Annotated in this window: 19 protein-coding genes; 2 read left to right on the top strand and 17 right to left on the bottom strand. The window is 47.0% G+C overall.

Features of this window, described 5'->3' with window-relative positions:
- Position 1: 1 nt before the first annotated feature.
- The 16 genes from L1F29_RS03640 to L1F29_RS03565 all read right to left on the bottom strand — a co-directional run bounded on the left by L1F29_RS03640 (position 2) and on the right by L1F29_RS03565 (position 14,400).
- The gene (locus L1F29_RS03640) at positions 2-2,383 is read right to left on the bottom strand and encodes a heavy metal translocating P-type ATPase (protein ID WP_258389599.1); all 2,382 of its coding nucleotides are present in this window, start codon (positions 2,381-2,383) and stop codon (positions 2-4) included.
- An 80-nt stretch (positions 2,384-2,463) separates the two neighbouring features.
- Entirely contained in the window at positions 2,464-2,664 is a 201-nt protein-coding gene (locus tag L1F29_RS03635; protein ID WP_258387029.1) for a copper ion binding protein, read from the bottom strand.
- Entirely contained in the window at positions 2,661-2,996 is a 336-nt protein-coding gene (locus L1F29_RS03630; RefSeq protein ID WP_258387028.1) for a metal-sensitive transcriptional regulator, read from the bottom strand. Before L1F29_RS03630 ends, L1F29_RS03635 begins: the two co-directional genes overlap by 4 nt.
- Before the next feature lie 120 nt (positions 2,997-3,116).
- Positions 3,117-3,449: a metal-sensitive transcriptional regulator gene (locus tag L1F29_RS03625; RefSeq protein ID WP_258389598.1), complete on the bottom strand. Its 333-nt coding sequence runs from the start codon at positions 3,447-3,449 to the stop codon at positions 3,117-3,119.
- A gap of 257 nt (positions 3,450-3,706) precedes the next feature.
- Positions 3,707-4,165, bottom strand: coding sequence for a YlbF/YmcA family competence regulator (locus L1F29_RS03620; protein WP_258387027.1), 459 nt, complete (start codon positions 4,163-4,165; stop codon positions 3,707-3,709).
- Positions 4,166-4,272: 107 nt separating this feature from the next.
- Positions 4,273-4,530, bottom strand: coding sequence for a hypothetical protein (locus L1F29_RS03615; RefSeq protein ID WP_258387026.1), 258 nt, complete (start codon positions 4,528-4,530; stop codon positions 4,273-4,275).
- Positions 4,531-4,611: 81 nt separating this feature from the next.
- A complete protein-coding gene (locus tag L1F29_RS03610; protein WP_258387025.1) occupies positions 4,612-5,415 on the bottom strand; it encodes a PSP1 domain-containing protein in 804 nt (267 codons plus the stop codon).
- A gap of 210 nt (positions 5,416-5,625) precedes the next feature.
- Positions 5,626-5,976, bottom strand: coding sequence for a metal-sensitive transcriptional regulator (locus L1F29_RS03605; protein ID WP_258387024.1), 351 nt, complete (start codon positions 5,974-5,976; stop codon positions 5,626-5,628).
- 206 nt (positions 5,977-6,182) lie between these two features.
- On the bottom strand, positions 6,183-7,622 hold the full coding sequence (locus L1F29_RS03600; RefSeq protein WP_258387023.1) for a DHA2 family efflux MFS transporter permease subunit: 1,440 nt from the start codon (positions 7,620-7,622) through the stop codon (positions 6,183-6,185).
- 718 nt (positions 7,623-8,340) lie between these two features.
- A complete protein-coding gene (locus tag L1F29_RS03595; protein ID WP_258387022.1) occupies positions 8,341-9,093 on the bottom strand; it encodes an alpha/beta hydrolase in 753 nt (250 codons plus the stop codon).
- The gene (locus tag L1F29_RS03590) at positions 9,090-10,148 is read right to left on the bottom strand and encodes a Gfo/Idh/MocA family protein (RefSeq protein WP_258387021.1); all 1,059 of its coding nucleotides are present in this window, start codon (positions 10,146-10,148) and stop codon (positions 9,090-9,092) included. The genes L1F29_RS03595 and L1F29_RS03590 overlap by 4 nt, the downstream gene beginning before the upstream one ends.
- Before the next feature lie 21 nt (positions 10,149-10,169).
- Entirely contained in the window at positions 10,170-11,042 is an 873-nt protein-coding gene (locus L1F29_RS03585) for a class II fructose-bisphosphate aldolase (RefSeq protein WP_258387020.1), read from the bottom strand.
- The gene (locus L1F29_RS03580) at positions 11,029-12,492 is read right to left on the bottom strand and encodes a xylulokinase (protein ID WP_258387019.1); all 1,464 of its coding nucleotides are present in this window, start codon (positions 12,490-12,492) and stop codon (positions 11,029-11,031) included. Before L1F29_RS03580 ends, L1F29_RS03585 begins: the two co-directional genes overlap by 14 nt.
- A 14-nt stretch (positions 12,493-12,506) precedes the next feature.
- Entirely contained in the window at positions 12,507-13,232 is a 726-nt protein-coding gene (locus L1F29_RS03575) for a 6-phosphogluconolactonase (RefSeq protein ID WP_258387018.1), read from the bottom strand.
- An 11-nt stretch (positions 13,233-13,243) separates the two neighbouring features.
- Positions 13,244-13,537: a Dabb family protein gene (locus L1F29_RS03570; RefSeq protein ID WP_258387017.1), complete on the bottom strand. Its 294-nt coding sequence runs from the start codon at positions 13,535-13,537 to the stop codon at positions 13,244-13,246.
- Positions 13,537-14,400, bottom strand: coding sequence for a sugar phosphate isomerase/epimerase family protein (locus L1F29_RS03565; protein WP_258387016.1), 864 nt, complete (start codon positions 14,398-14,400; stop codon positions 13,537-13,539). The genes L1F29_RS03570 and L1F29_RS03565 overlap by 1 nt, the downstream gene beginning before the upstream one ends.
- 243 nt (positions 14,401-14,643) lie before the next feature.
- Between L1F29_RS03565 and L1F29_RS03560 the strand changes: the two genes are divergently transcribed.
- Positions 14,644-15,387 carry a GntR family transcriptional regulator gene (locus tag L1F29_RS03560; protein ID WP_258387015.1) on the top strand — a complete coding sequence of 248 codons (744 nt, stop codon included), beginning with the start codon at positions 14,644-14,646 and terminating at the stop codon, positions 15,385-15,387.
- 95 nt (positions 15,388-15,482) lie between these two features.
- Here L1F29_RS03560 and L1F29_RS03555 read toward each other — a convergent pair whose 3' ends face one another.
- Positions 15,483-15,743: a deaminase gene (locus L1F29_RS03555; protein WP_309252406.1), complete on the bottom strand. Its 261-nt coding sequence runs from the start codon at positions 15,741-15,743 to the stop codon at positions 15,483-15,485.
- A gap of 102 nt (positions 15,744-15,845) precedes the next feature.
- Between L1F29_RS03555 and L1F29_RS03550 the strand changes: the two genes are divergently transcribed.
- The gene (locus L1F29_RS03550) at positions 15,846-16,145 is read left to right on the top strand and encodes a hypothetical protein (RefSeq protein ID WP_258387014.1); all 300 of its coding nucleotides are present in this window, start codon (positions 15,846-15,848) and stop codon (positions 16,143-16,145) included.
- Positions 16,146-16,437: the final 292 nt, after the last annotated feature.

Genomic DNA, 16,437 nt, shown 5'->3' with positions numbered 1-16,437 from the left:
TTTAGTGTCGCACTTTCACACGTTGCAAACGGAGCGCATTGAGGACAACGGAAACCGAGCTCAATGCCATCGCTCCGCCGGCAACCCACGGTGCCAATAAGCCGATCGCAGCAATAGGAATCCCTAGCGTGTTATATCCAAGCGCCCAAACTAAGTTTTGCTTTATATTTCTCATGGTCTTGCGGCTCAGATATATCGCATCGGGAATGCTCGACAGGTCGCCGCGCATAAGGGTGACATCTGCAGCCTCCATGGCTACATCTGTCCCTGTACCGATTGCCATACCAATGTCTGCCGTCGCAAGGGCAGGCGCATCGTTAATACCGTCTCCGACCATCGCCACTTTTTTGCCTTGTGCTTGTAGTTTTTTCACTTCTTCCGCTTTACCTTCAGGCAGAACCTCAGCGCGTACATGGTCAATGCCCACCTGAGCCGCGATTGCCTTGGCCGTCCGTTCATTGTCGCCTGTGATCATGATGACCTGAATCCCCATCTCTTTCAGACGACTCACTGCAGCCTTCGACGTTTCCTTAATTGTATCCGCCACCGCAACCATACCTGCATACTGGTTATCAATCGCAACCAGCATGGCGGTTTTGCCCGCCTCCTCTAAACGAGACATCGGTTCGTACGCAGCCTTCGCGTTAACCCCATACTTTTCCATTAGTCGGCGTGTACCAATCAGCAATTGTTTCCCTTCTACAACGGCCTTGATTCCGAATCCCGGAATGGCTTCGAACGATTCTGTTCTCGGCAGCTCGACATTTCTTTCCTGGATGCCTACTACGATCGCTTCAGCAAGCGGATGCTCCGAATTTTTCTCAGCTGCGCCGACTAGTCTGAGGAATTCCGACTCGTTGCCTTCTGCTAATACATCTGTCAATTCCGGCTTGCCTTTTGTAACCGTACCGGTTTTGTCGAGAATGATCGCATCGATCTTATGCGTTTGCTCCAGATGTTCTCCGCCCTTGAACAAAATACCGAGTTCAGCCGCGCGTCCCGATCCCGCCATGATCGATGTCGGGGTTGCCAATCCAAGCGCACATGGGCAGGCAATGACAAGAATGGCAATTGCTTTTTCCAAAGCTCCTGCGAAATCACCGGGCGTGACGAAGAAATACCACACCAGGAAAGCAATGACTGCGATGCCAACGACAATTGGAACAAATACACCCGAGATTATATCCGCTACCCGTTGAATTGGCGCTTTGGAGCCTTGCGCTTCTTCCACAACTTTAATAATTTGCGCAAGCGCCGTTTCCTTACCGACTTTCGTTGCTTTAATCCGAAGAATACCGTTTTTGTTGATCGTGGCCCCGATGACCGCATCTCCGGCTTTCTTCTCCACAGGGAGACTTTCGCCCGTAAGCATGGATTCGTCTACCGATGACACGCCCTCAAGCACTTCCCCATCCACCGGCACTTTATCCCCCGGACGGACAAGAACGACATCCCCTACGATGACTTCATCAACCGGAATCGTCAGCTCTTTACCATCGCGAATAACCAAAGCCGTTTTCGCTTGCAGCCCCATCAAGGATTTAATCGCTTCGGAGGTCCGGCCTTTCGCGTTTGCTTCGAAAACTTTCCCCAAAATGACCAACGTAATCAGAATCGCACTTGTCTCGTAGTACAAGGACGGTCCATGATGCATGCTGTCACCCATCGCATACCAATCGAGGGTCAAGTACAGGCTGTAGAAATAAGCAGCCGAGGTTCCAAGTGCAATCAGAACGTCCATATTCGCACTGCGATTGCGCAGCGCCTTATATGCGCCTACATAAAACTGTTTACCAATATAAAATTGCACCGGAGTGGCCAAAATAAGTTGAACCCAAGGATTCATCAGGAAATCCGGCATGTATATCCATGAGGTGAACGAAAAGTGAGCAACCATCGTCCATAACAGCGGTAAGGAGAAAATCGCCGAAATTAACAACTTCCGTTTCTGCTGGCGTATTTCATTAAGGCGATGGTCGCCTGCATTTTGATTCTCCTGCTTGATAATGGCTTTATAGCCAAGCTTTTTGACCTTGTTTTGCATCTCCTCGATCGACACGTTGCCCGATGAATATTCCACGCGCGCCGTTTCCATCGCGAAGTTTACAGTTGCATTTGTAACGCCTGGCAACTTGCTTAGTCCCTTTTCGATTTTGTTGGCACAAGCAGCGCACGTCATGCCTTCGAGGTTAAACTGTGCAACTTCCGTAACTGTGCCGTATCCAAGCTTTTTAATGGTCTCCTCTAGATTCTTCCTATCCACTTTTGCCGGATCGTACGTTACATTCGCTTTTTCCAAAGCAAAGTTTACGTTAGCGGAAGAGACCCCCTCCATTTTATTGAGGCCTTTCTCAATTCGGTTTGCGCAAGCGGCGCAAGTCATACCCGTAATTTGCAAAGTTGATTGCTGCTTCTGGTCGGCTGTTGATTCCACAATGATTCACTCCCTCGTTGTCCATTGACTTACACCGTGTCGTATCCCTGATCTTCTATGGTTTCCTTAATAAGCTCAATTGTTATTTGATTTTCATCGAACGACACATCCACCGAGTTGTTCTTAAGATCAACTTTTCCTTTGGCCCCAATTTCTTTAAGTGCACCTTCAATGGAATTGACACAATGCTGGCAGCTCATGCCTTTAACTTGAAGTGTAATGTTATTCATCTTTCCTCATCCTTTCGATTCATCAAAATAGATAGTGTTTTTAGCATTTCCTGTGCGATGGAATCGCTATTCTTTTGTTCGGCGCTTGCCGCGTATGTCTTCAAATAATTTGACATGAGCAATATACCGACTGCGTTCAAAGCGGAATGGATAGCCTCGACCTGGTTAAAGATTTGATCACAATATTCATCCCTTTCCATTTGCCTCTGTACTCCGCGAACCTGACCTTCAATTCGATTCAATCTCATCTGGATGGAGAGCCGATCCTTCGGAGTCAGGTAATTAGATTCTTGATTTTCAGGAAATGATTTCATTGATTCCTCCGTATTCATTCCCGTCCGCCACCTCGTTTTTTAGTATACCCCTCTACCCTATATATAGTCAATATTTTTTTACAATACCCGTCTACCCTATATAAATAATCAAAGAAAAAGCAGCGTGCGCTGCCCGATTTATTTTATTAACTTGTTCATCGTTACCATAAGCTCTGTTAATACTTCGGAATCCCCTTCTTGGATCCGCTCGATGACACAGCTCTTGAGGTGATGCTCGAGTAATAGCTTTCCAACCCCATTCAACGCCGATTGCACCGAGGAGATTTGGTTCAGTACGTCATCACAATACGTATCCTTTTCAATTAGTCCTTTAATGCCGCGTACTTGCCCCTCGATCCGATTCAATCGGCTTATCAAACTATTCTTTACTTTATCCGAATGATGACTTTTTCTTCCTGCTCCATCAATCGAGCAGCAACTCGAATCATTCTCGTCTTCATGTTCAAGCATTTCTGTATCCACGTTCAAATCATTCGCCTCCTTCACATAAGATTATACTATACCCTACTATACCCATATACCGACAGGGAACACGGTTGACTTAAAATAGGATAGGGATTCACGCTGGATTGATTATAGATTTATAGTATTACAACAAACATTCAAATTTAATCCGAAAGGACAATGAAAAACAAAAAACTTGGAGTGGCGACGAAGTCAGAACGGTCTTGCCCGAGTTAGCGCTTTGCAAAGCGTATTCTCTTGCTTCAACTGCAACTGCTGCACGTTCCGCTGCCGGTGCACGTATCGCTTCCGCAACTTTTTTTGGCCGGAAGCGGATTGTTGCTTGGAACCTTGATCGATTCCGACACGGCATTCGCAATCGTCATCGAAACTCTGTAGAGTAAATCATCAATACGGGACTCTGCTTCCTTAAACCGCCGGACGACATCGAATGCATCCAACTGTTGTTGTTCTTTATTAACAACCTCCAACGCGGCGTGATAGTCCGGATGAAAATGTCCGAATCGTTCACATTCCTCGAAAGACTGCTTCGCTTTGGCAAAAGCCACGACGGCTTTCTGGATTTCGGAATCTTGTTCCACGGCGTTTTTCCATCGTGTATAGTCCGCTACTTCCTCGGAGCAGTTGATCATTTCTCCAACCTCGTACGCGTGCAACAGCAAATTCGCCATATCATTCTCTTGTGTCGCCGTCATACTCATCGCTTTCATCTCCTTCTCATCCGATCTCTATAAGGTCAGGCAATCCTCGAGTTCGAGACGCCCTACGGAGACGGCTTTATCTAAAATGCGGTTGATCGAACTTCTCATCATAGCTCGAACGCTCCTTTTTCTTGTTCCTGTCCTTCTCCTAAACCCCATTCCGAGAAACGTTCATCAGTAAAAGGCTGATAATGATACCCTCTATCCAGCTTCAAAACCCTTCGATTCTGTTTGCGGATCAGGACAGTCGTGTCATCCCATGCCACAACAATCCCTTTTACATCATTTGCGGGGTTCGCATCACGGACTACTCTCAGCTTCGTACCCCGCATTCGATAATGATCCAACTGTTCTTCGCTGATCATGATAACGGCCTCCCCTATTTGCAACAAATAGATTTCGATTACCTGATAGAGCCTATATAACCAGAATCATAATGGAACGGGCTATTTAACGATGACATCATCCATCGGGAACTCATTAGGCTTACTCCCGATGTCGAGCAGCTGTACAAACACTGTTTTGCTCCCCGCATTAATTCCTGTTACTTTGCCTTCGCCAAGCGAAGTAATGACAATTTTACCGACAGTCGGAAGTTCCACTCGGACTTTCTCATAGTTGTCATGCTCATATTTCAAGCAGCACATTAATCGTCCGCAAAGACCCGAAATTTTCGTCGGATTCAGCGAGAGATTCTGGTCCTTCGCCATCTTGATCGATACCGGTTCAAAATCACCCAGCCATGACGAGCAGCAGAGCACCCTTCCGCAAGGCCCGATCCCACCCAGCAATTTCGCTTCGTCACGAACGCCGAGCTGGTAAAGCTCAATCCGCGTACGGAACACGCTGGCCAAGTCCTTAACCAGCTCACGGAAGTCAACCCGACCTTCAGCGGTAAAATAGAAAATGATTTTGTTGCGGGCAAACATATATTCCACATCAACCAGTTTCATCTTAAGCTGGTGGTTTCGGATCTTCTTTAAGCATGTCGTGTATGCTTGCTTCGCCAACCGTTCGTTCTCTTCTACCACCTTCGCATCGGCTTCGTTTGCGATCCGTATAACTTTCTTAAGAGGAAGGACAATATCCGATTCATCGACTTGCTTTTGTCCCACTACAACTTTGCCATACTCGATGCCGCGTGCCGTCTCGACGATCGCATATTGATCCTTCGTTAAGCGCAGATCGGCGGGATCAAAGTAATACATTTTGCCCACTTTCTTAAAGCGGACCCCGACGACATTATACAAGGCATTAGCCCTCCTATAGATTCACCATTATTTGCTCCAGCGCCTTCTGCGTCGATAAGTGTGCGCGTATTCGCTTACTTGCCTCCCACACTCGTTAAACAATATTAGTGTACCCCACTACCCTATATTAAGTCAAATTTTTATCCCTCCCCTCTATTGAGGATTGAACAAAAAAAGCAGCATTTCTGCTGCTCGATCATGGTTGCCCCGTCATTTCATCAGTTTATTCATCGTGGTCATAAGTTCCGTCAATACTTCCATATCGCCTTCTTGAATCCGCTCGACGACGCAACTTTTCATGTGATTCTCAAGCAAGAGCCTTCCGACGCCATTCAGAGCCGATTGAACCGAAGCAATCTGATTCAGCACATCGTCACAGTAGGCGTCCTTCTCAATCAGTCCTTTAAGGCCACGAATCTGTCCTTCGATCCGATTTAACCGGCTGATCAAATTGTTTCGTGCTTTTTCGGAATGATGGCTCTTGCGCTCACACTCTCCTTGAGAGCAGCAATCCGACTCCTGATTTGTAGTTTGATCCAAAAGTATAGTTTCCTCGCTCATATCGTTCCCTCCCTTTATTGCTATTATAACATCCCCCCTTACTAGGGCAATCGCTTACGGATTTGAAGGAGTTGAAGTACTTTCAGCAAATAATTGTGGTCGAGGCCATAAACCTTCAGTTTTTTCCGCATGCTGCCTTTCCGAGATGGCATTTATGAAATAGCAAGCTCCAGCCAAATCCAATTCGGCTGGAGTGAGAGCTTTAGTTACATCGCTACAGGCCCGTTTGTTTCCCCCGGCTTAGGAGAGCGGATAAACAGAATTGCCAGGATAGCACCTGCGAAAGCGATAATCCCTGACCACAGGAACGCTTGCTGGAATCCTTCGTTCAATGCAGTAACCGGATCAGCGCCAGCTTGGGAAGCTGTACTTGCTGCAGCAATCGCAGCCATGATGGCCAGACTTATCGCTGAGCCGATCTGATAGCTTGTATTGGCAAGGCCGGATGCGAGCCCTGCCTCTTCCGGCTTGGCTCCCGACATGGCAGCCATGGTAGCCGGAATATAAGCAAGCGACATACCGAGCGCGCCTAGCAGTGCGGCTGGAAGTACATGTGTTGCGTAATTACCATTAACCGGCGTGTTGGTTGCGAAAAGTAATAACGCTCCTCCAAGGGCTATCAATCCGACGACCAAATTGGCTTTCACGCCAAACTTTCCGATCAATTTGCCGGAAATGAACATCATACAGATGGCAGTGAGTATGGTCATAGGTAACAGACCGAACCCACCTGCTAAAGCAGAAAACTTCAATACTTGCTGCATATAGAGATTAAGGAAAAACCATAACGGAATCCATCCGGCGGACAGCATAATGAGTGCGATATTACCTGCAGCCAAGTTTCGCGCCTTAAAGATCCCGAGTGGAACAAGCGGTTCTTTCTTTACGGCCTGAATGATCAAGAACAGGATAAACAATACGGCACCCGAAATTAGTGTCCATAAGGTGGTCGGTGCGCCCCATCCATTGTGTTCTGCAGTAACAATGCCGTATACCACCAATACCAATGCTGCTGTTACGAAGATAGAGCCGATAACATCGATGCTTCCTTTTTCTCGTACCCCTTTCGATAAAACTGCAGGGGCTACAAGCATGGCGAGGATGCCGACCGGTATGTTAATCAGAAATGTCCATTCCCAGCTTAACCACTCGGTTATGACACCTCCTAGAAATACACCAGCCGATCCGCCGGCAGCAGCCGAAGCGCCCCAAAACCCTAGTGCTTTACCTAACTCTTTGGGGTTACTACCAAACAACATCATGACTATGGTTAATGCTGAGGGGGCAATTAATGCGGAACCGAATCCTTGCAATGCACGCCCCATGTTAAGCGACTCCTCGTTCCAAGCCACGCCCGCAAGCAAAGAGGCTAACGTTAGGATCGCAAATCCCCACATGAACATGCGCCGCTGCCCAAACAGATCGGACAAACGACCACCGAGTAACAACAAACCGCCAAAGAAAATGACATAGGCATTAAATACCCATTGCAAATTAGCCTGTGAATATCCTAGAGCTTCTTTTATTGCCGGCAGCGCAACCCCAATAATCGAGGTGTCCATAATAACCATAAAATTTGCAAGGCATAACAAAACCAGTGCTTTCCAACGCCTTGGATCCGGTTGAGAAAGAGCTTGGTTCACCATAAATTTATCCTCCCGTAAAATATCTTTTGAAAGCCTTTTGAGTTCAGTTTCCCGCCCCCGGGAGGGCGGGTGATTCTATCGCTCCTGTAGCTTCGACTACTACATAAGTTTGCTTCTCCGGTACTCGTTTGTGCTTCTTACCCTTACCCGCTGGATGTTCTCTTCGGCAACCTATGCCTGGTCTTAGCAGAATCGGGGCAACTCATGGACCGAAGCATGTTCTTATATGCGAGGGCGATTGATCTGCCAGCGCCGGAGGCATCCCGGAGAGTCTGCTCCTTGAATCCCTCAGCGAAAGGAGAAATTCCACCTGAACGGCTCGAATGAAGGCGACGAACGCGAAGGATTAACGCCTCCTTAGCTAAAGCCCTTCACGAATTTCGAGTAAAAGACATTAATCCGAATTGTCCAGATAATTCTGGAAGCCAATTTGCTCCGACGGCCGTCAAAAGCGAGATCAAAATTGTTCCAAAAATTTACGTTGACAACAACTATATAGTATAGCCCCCTATACTATATTGTCAATTATTTTTTAGCATCTATCTGCTTGATTTGTTTTAGGCTTGTACCTGTGCATCGGGACAACTGCACTAGAATACGTTTTCAAGGTGTCGCACATAGCTTGACAATCCGTCATTATAAAATTTTCAAATGGGTGTTTTACAAACGAAAAAGCCGGTCTCCCTATTAGTAAGGAGACCGGCTTTTTACTTATGATTCATAGATACGCAAGGAACCACTCACAGCTGCGGCTTATTATCGCTTTCTTTTGGAGCACGGATGAGAATGGATGATCCGCTCCTTCCATCCAGTTCATATCTGCACCCTTGTTGGCGAATGCAGCACCGTTCTCTGTTGGGACTTCCGTATCCTTTGACCCGTGAAAAACAATGATCTTTGCATCTACCGTATCCATGGCTTGTAACGGATCCAGATCACGCAAACTGTCCAAAAACCCTTTTCCTACGGGCCATCCAAGCCAATCGATCCAACCTCGATCACGGGCTTCCTTGAAATGATGAGGTTCAAAAAAAGCAGTGAAAACTTTTTCCGGATAGGCGACGGGTCCGAGCAGGGATAATGCTTTGACTTCATTCCTTTCAGAAGCTAGCTGTACGGCCAGCATGGCTCCCAGACTGAAGCCGACAATACCAAGCCGATTTGCATCAACCTGTTGTTGTCTCCGAAGATACGCTAGACCTTCTCGAGCGTCTTCAAGACCGCTCTTTATCGTAAACCTGCTAAAATCTCCATCGCTTTCTCCTTGGCCGCGGTAATCGAAGCGAAGCACGGCAAATCCTTGCTTTACGATCGCTTGCGCCATTTGTACGTGCAAATTATGAGGTCCGACGGCCGTATCTGCAAAGCCGGGAATAATCATAACAGCAGGTACGGGTTGTTCGATAGGCTCAGGCAAGTGCAGCGTTCCACGAACCGTTTCATCTTCAACCTGAAAACGGATTGGAATCACTTCGTGATTCCTGCAACATGTTCTGCCCAAGGGAACGTGGATTCAATTTTGACGCGCCGTCCCGTTTCAGCAGCTTTCAGAGTCGCAACCATAATTTCAAGCGCATGCAGCGCATGTTCGCCATAGAAAATAGGTTGTTTGCCCGCAGCCATACATTCGGCTACATAGGTTGCTCCTCCTGCCCAGTGATAATCGCCTTGATCTTGAGCGATGGTATCCCACTTTCCGGATTCCGAAGTAAATACCCGAACGCCTTTAGGATCCCAGTCATAGCCTTCCATGGCGAGCGTTCCTTCCGTTCCGATCACTTGAATCGTCCAGTCGTCCATTTGATGCTTGTACACGAAACCGGTTTGAACAACCGACATTACCCCATTGCCGTGATCCATAATGATCGCGGTATTGTCGTCCGCCTCTACCTTCGTTAATTCTCCATCGACAATTCGTTCAGGAATCGCCGCTTCCGCCATGGCCACTACGCTTTGAACCGGGCCGAGAAGTCCTGTTAGTGTCGTAATATTATAGATACCTAAATCGAACAGGGCGCCCCCGCCTTTTTTATAAAACCACTGGCCCCAGCTCGGTCCTTCCCAGCCATAGAGTCCATGGGCCGTACAAGCTTTTCCGATCTGGCCGGACGAGATTATTTTAGACATTTGCTTGTATTGAGGGGATAACAGTGTGCATGGCGCTCCCCACATGCCAACGCCTTTTTGTTTGGCGATGTCGAGCAATTCATAAGCATCACTCAAATTGGTAGCGATCGGCTTCTCGCACCATACATTAATTCCTTTTTCCAATGCTTTCTTATTGAAAGGAGCGTGCATATTCATCGAAGTTAAATTGACCATGAGGTCGATCTTTACTTCTCCCAACATCTTGTCAATATCGTCAAAATAAGCATTTACGCCAAATTCGTCAGCATGCTTCTTCGCTCTCTCGATCTGGTTATCACAAACCGCAACTACGTCAACAGAGGCGCTCTTCTTTAACTGTGGAAGATAGGAATGCGAAACACTGCCACAACCTACAACAGCAACACGTACTTTACTCATTGTAAATCCTCCTCGACTATCTTAGATGAATGAATACTTATTGTCGCTTCCCCATACTTTAATTCTGGATTCAACTCTCTCTTGTACGGAGGGTCTTATTCCCGCTAAAACTTGCGTAATATTGGTCGTTTCCGGATTGCGATTCAGGTTATTCTGAATGGACTGGACCGCCGCTTTTGAAAGCTCGGCATAAAAATTAATTTTTGCCATTCCGCATTCGATTAATTTCTTATACGTTTCCTCGGATAAACCTGAGCCCCCGTGAATGACGAGCGGAACAGATACCTTGTTATTGATGGTCTGCATCCGATCAAGATCAATGCGAGGCTCCCCTTTAAACAATCCATGAACGGTCCCGATCGAAACGGCTAAGCAATCAATACCGGTTTCTTCAACGAATCGAAGGGCATCCGCCGGGTCTGTATAAATAGGCTCGTCTTGGTCAAATCTGGATTCGCCATGATCCCCTTCGTGTCCTGAAACATAGCCAAGTTCTCCTTCAACGGAGACATTGACGGAATGGGCGATTTTCACGATTTCCTTCGTGACTTTTACATTTTCCTCAAAAGGCAGATGCGCCGTGTCCACTTGGACACTTGTATATCCTAAGCGAATCGCTTGAACCGCCATTTCCAGACTAGATCCATGATCCAGGTGAAGCGCTACCGGTATGGGCGCATCTTGGGCAAGCTTCACAAGACTTGGGGCCAGCGACTCCATATTGACGTAATCGAAATGAACGGCCGCTGTGCTTAATATGACTGGCGCGTTCAGTTTTGCCGCTCCTGCAAGGATCGCTTCGGCAAACTCCATATTAATTAAATCGAATGCTCCTACCGCATACTTCTCTTCCTTAGCGCGGATTAGCATTTCGTCCATATTAACGAGTGCCATAGATATCCTCCCTCTTAACAAATAGTTCCTCCATCGCACAAAAACGACGATATTGGGTTTGATACATGTCTTTCACATCCGGGTTGGGAAGATAACGATTGTAGTTTACCGTTTCATCAATGTTCAGCTTTGTCCCATTCGCCTTGGCAGCCGTCATCGCAGCACCGAGAGCTGTGGTGTCATGCAGCGTGACAGCCTCTAGCGGAAGGCCGAAAATATCCGCCTTGATTTGGTTTAATAATGTATTTTTCGTTCCTCCGCCACAAGCAACAACGCTGCGAATCGCATGATGTCCAGAACGCTGCAGCAGCTCTATTCTTTGCAACAGCGCGTATGAAATTCCTTCTAGGACAGCTCTGGCCAAGTGTCCGGCTGAATGGTCCAGTCGAAGTCCGATGAAAGCGCCCGGCCTCTCCGGCAGATCTCGTTCCCCTCCTGACAAGTGAGGCAAGAACAACAAACCGTCACAGCCTGGATTTACCTGCCCGGCAGCTTCAATGAGTGATTCGTAGGATGCATTCAGCATGGTTGTCAACCAAGAGAACGCAATGCCGGTTGTGTTGATACCCGCTTCCGCACACCATCGACCATTCTCGATGTGAGGATACGTATTGACGGATAGATGATGGACAGGCTGTGGAACGGAGAGATGAAGGCAGGTCGAACTGCCTGAAACATCGCATAATATTCCGTAATCCGTTGCATTAGAGCCATACACCGCGCATATGCTGTCCGCACCGCCAGCTACGATTGGTATACCTGGCGGGAAACCAATCACGTTAGCGATGTCATCCAGTAACTCTCCGACTTTGCTGCCAGGCGTTAAAACTTCTGGCCAATGCAGGTGATGAAGTTCCAGCTCTTCCAGCCAGTCTTCCGTCCAATTTCCCATATTCAAATCGAACGCTAACGTACATGCAGCATGAGTCTGATCAGTCGCGATCTTGCCCGTTAAGCGCCAACCTACGAAATCGCTTGGCTGAACAACGGCTGCTCCTGGCACTACATGTTCAGGATGGTGTTCCTTCAACCATAGAAGCTTGGGCAAAATGTAGAAAGAGCTTGCGTCCTGACCCGTTCGACGATGAATGGCCTCTCTCCCAAAGATGCTTATCAAGGTCTCTGCTTCTTTCACGGCCCGGTTATCCTGGTAAAGAATCGCTTGATCTAACGTCGTTCCATCCTCATACAGCAGTGTAAACGTTGGACACTGTCCAGTTATACCGATCCCCGTCACCTTGTGGACCTTGGAACCTAGTTGATGAGCTACTTGCTGCAAGGATACGACGGATGCTTCCCACCAATCATTCGGATTCTGTTCAAATCCGTCTTGCACAGAAGAAATGACTTCAATTCTCGCCCTTCCTTCCGCTAACAATTGGCCCTGCATGGAGAAGGCAACGGCTCTAACACCCGAAGTACCGATATCCAATCCGATTACGATGGACATGCATCAAGCCTCCTTCAATCCTCTAGTAATTCAGCGGCCTCTCGGTCAGCAATGACAGTAAGCTGTTTGGCTAATCGCAAGAAGGATGCTGGAACCTCAGCGGTTATTTCACCTTGCAAAGTCTGTGATAATGCTTTAGCCTTGTGCTTTCCGGAAACCAGCAGCAAGATTTGCTTAGCGGATAGAATATTTCCCATTCCGATGGTCAATCCATAGCTTGGGACATTATCGTTCCAATACTTATAGTTATAATCAATGGTTTCTTCGGAAAGGGCTACGATTCTCGTCTGACTTTCTTTACTTGAACCAGGCTCGTTGAAACCAATATGACCATTCTCGCCTAATCCTTCAACGATTAAATCGATCCCGCCCATTGCCGCAATTTCCTGATCGAAACGTTCACACGCCAACTGGGGTTCCGGGTCTTCCCCTCGTAATCGAACCACTTGCTCCATCTTGACGTCACAGTGAGAAAGGATACTACGATCAAGCCACTTATATAAACTGCGGTAATCTTCCGGTCCGACTCCCAAATATTCTTCCGGGGAAAAAATGGTAGCCTTGCTTAAGTTAATTTCCCGTGACCAATGGGAACGGACCATTCTCTCATACAAACCTTGTGGCGTATTCCCCGTCGTTAAACCTAAATTAGATGAGGGATTGTCTTTCAAAAAGCCGCATACGATTTCTGCAGCTCTCGTACTCATCTCCTCATAATTCTCCGTAATAATTACGTTCATATGCACCCTCGTTATAGAATTTCGTAGTCTGTTGTGATGCGATCGACAGCCATCGGCCGGAAATCTTCATCTGCAAATTTGACATGAATCGGATGGTGCTTGTAGGTTTCAATGACACTTTCATTTTCAAACAAAGCTTCAAATGTATACTTATACTTCGCATTAGCGGCAACCGCGACCCCGTAAGAAACCTTAACAACACCCGGGATTTGCGACAGTTCCTTCTTGCCTTTGGCCAACATGGCCAGGCAATCTTCATGCGTTGCTTGATCATGGGGGTTAAATACAATTAAATGTTTAATCATTATACCAAACCACTTTCTACTTTTTTCTTCGCCTCGTTCCAATGCTTCAAGACGTATTCTCTTGCGCCGGCAACTTCATCTTCATTCAAATGTTCCAGAATAAGCGGACCTTTATATCCCGTCCGTGCGACTTGCTCCATAAAGATGGTGTAATCAAGCATACCATGACCTGACCCTTTGAACAGGAAATGTCCATTTGGATCTGGCAGGCAGTCTTCAACGTGCACCAGGCCAAGATGAGGAGCCATGGCTTCAAAAGCTTTAGGGATTTCTTCTTCTTGCTTCGTCAAAGAGATTTTGTCCAAAAATCCTGCAGGATCGGCTACAAGCTGTACATTGTCCGCTCCCAGCTCTTTAACAAAACGGGCGGCTCTTTCCGCGCTATAGGCAACGTTCATGACATAAGGCTCAAATCCCAGGATAACGCCGTACTTCTTGGCCGTCTCGGCTAAAGGGCGAACCGTTTCAATTAACGCCGTTAAAGCTCCTTCATTTGAATTCGCAGGATCCCAGTCCCAATCGCTGCTCGGATGGAACGTGCCGGTTTCCGAACAAAGCATAGGTGAGCCAACTTGTTGGCACAGCTTCATCAGGCCCACGAAACGCCGATGCACGTTCTCACGAGCCTCCGGATCCTGATGAAGTAAATTGCTGTATCCGCCAATCGCGGCAATTTCAACTCCCGCTTTTGCAAATGCTTGTTTAATTCTTTCGCCAAGCGCTGGCTCCGGATCGTCCAAGTTTATATCAAGCCCAGGGTAAGAGTCGAGAACAACACATTCTAAATTATAGCTCCGAACTTTCATCGCCAATTCTTCGATTGAATCCGCCTTAATCCACTGTGTAAAAACGCCTAATTTCATTCTGTTCCTCTCCTTAAGCATTATAATGTGGTTAATCTTTCACATTAGGAACGATGTATGATTTATTTGTCCTAATGTCCGTACATATTAGCCTGCAATTAAATATTACATCAGGGTTTTATCTTCGTCAACTCCCTTTACAAAAATTTGTCCGGACATTATAATCTATATATTCTTATGGTGATATTCGTCACACTTTATTTAGTGATTCCAATAGAAAATCCCGGTTGGGAAGAAGTAGGGATGAAGATCGTGAGCGTATTAAAGCCGGACAGTAAACTTCCTTTATATGCACAATTGAAAGAGATTTTGCTGGGTCAAATCAAAGAAGGCGTATGGCAGCCTGGGGATGTCATTCCGCCCGAAACTGTACTCATGCAGCAATATTCCGTCAGCCGCGCAACCATACGTCAAGCGATTAACGAGCTTGTGCAAGAAGGGTACTTTACACGGCACCGAGGGCGCGGAACCTTCGTCAATAAGCAGAAGTTAGATGTGAAGCTGCAATCCCTTTATAGTTTTACCGAAGATATGATGGAGAAAGGACTTAAACCCGAATCTCAGGTCCTTGAGCTTGCTGTCGTCGTTGCCGACAGCAAAGTTAAAGAAGCATTAGATTTACACGAGCATGACCTTGCAGTCAAACTCGTAAGACTCCGTTTGGCAAATGAGGAAATCATGATGTTGGAAACGACCTATTTGCCTTATCATCTTTTTAAAGATCTAACGATTGTAGACGTTACAAATTCACCTTTATACACGGTGCTCGAACAAAAATATAACCTGACGATCGATCGTGCCATCGAATATTTCGAACCCATTCTTGTTGAAAAAAGAGAATCGAAGCTGCTTCAAGTTAAAGCCGGTTCCCCGGCTTTATATTTAGAGCGAATCGGCTCATTGGCAGACGGGACACCTGTAGAACTCTCCCAATCCATTGTAAGAGGCGATCGCAGCCGTTACTTTGTTGAGTTGTGGCGTAAATAACACCCTCTTCAATGGAGGCGTCAAATAGCCCACACCTTGTCCTCAAGATGTGGGCTTAGCTATGCTCTGGTGTTGTGGTTTAATTGCAGATGGTACTATTTCTGCTCCTGAAGCTGATGAAAATGTTCAAACAGATGGTCGCACTCCGCCCGGTGCGGAACCTTAACCATGTTAATCACGCTCTTGTCTTCGCCCTTCAAATAGCTGCGCAGGTGCATATCGCTGAATCCGTACTTATCCGCATCCTCGGCCGTATTGCAGTAGTAAACGTCCTTGATTCCCGCCCAGATCATGACGGAAACGCACATCGGACAAGGTTCGCAGGTGGTGTACACGGTGCTGCCCTCCAGATTCATCGTGCCCAATTTCTTGCATGCTTCCCGCACGGACGGACACTTCGTCCAGCGCCCGTCGTCTTTAAAACCGTTCGTAATCTGCTGGAATTCGATTATCTGGCATTGGAAAATGTCTCTACGATCCTGACGCTGGACCGGATCAAGGCGCGAGAGATCGAAGAAGCGAAGCAGACGATCCGGCAGGACTTCTTCGATGTCCTGCTATCCGGTAATCTCATCTCGGCGGAAATGTTGACTACGCTGTCCGAATCGCATGGCATGCAGAAAAACTACGCCTACTATTGCTTGCTGATTCATATCGTGCCTGTGGATTCGGAGAGTTATCCGAGCATGGTCATTCGCAAGTATGAATTGGAGCACGTCGCCAAGAAATGCGTTCATCTTATTCATGAGATGTCTTAATACAAGAGCTACTACGAGGCGCAGGAAGTGATGCGGCGGCGGCTGCAGCGCTTCAAATACAACCGGACGATATCCCACTTCGAGGATTTCTCTGTCTATCATTTTCTCGACTCGAATATTAATCCCTCCGAGATGGAACGCTTCTTCCATAAGACTTTAGAACAGGGAATTGCCCGGATGCCGGATAGATTCCCTGTTTTTTAATTAACCGGCTGTATAGTTAACACCATAGATCCGTTCAAGCTCGCCGGTTAGGATGTTAACACGGTTACTGATTCAATCACGCTGCTCT

Origin of the sequence: Paenibacillus spongiae (assembly GCF_024734895.1) — a bacterium.
Lineage (GTDB): Bacteria > Bacillota > Bacilli > Paenibacillales > Paenibacillaceae > Paenibacillus_Z > Paenibacillus_Z spongiae.
The sequence above is the reverse complement of the archived record's forward strand: the minus strand, read 5'-3'. Positions and strand labels throughout refer to the sequence as shown.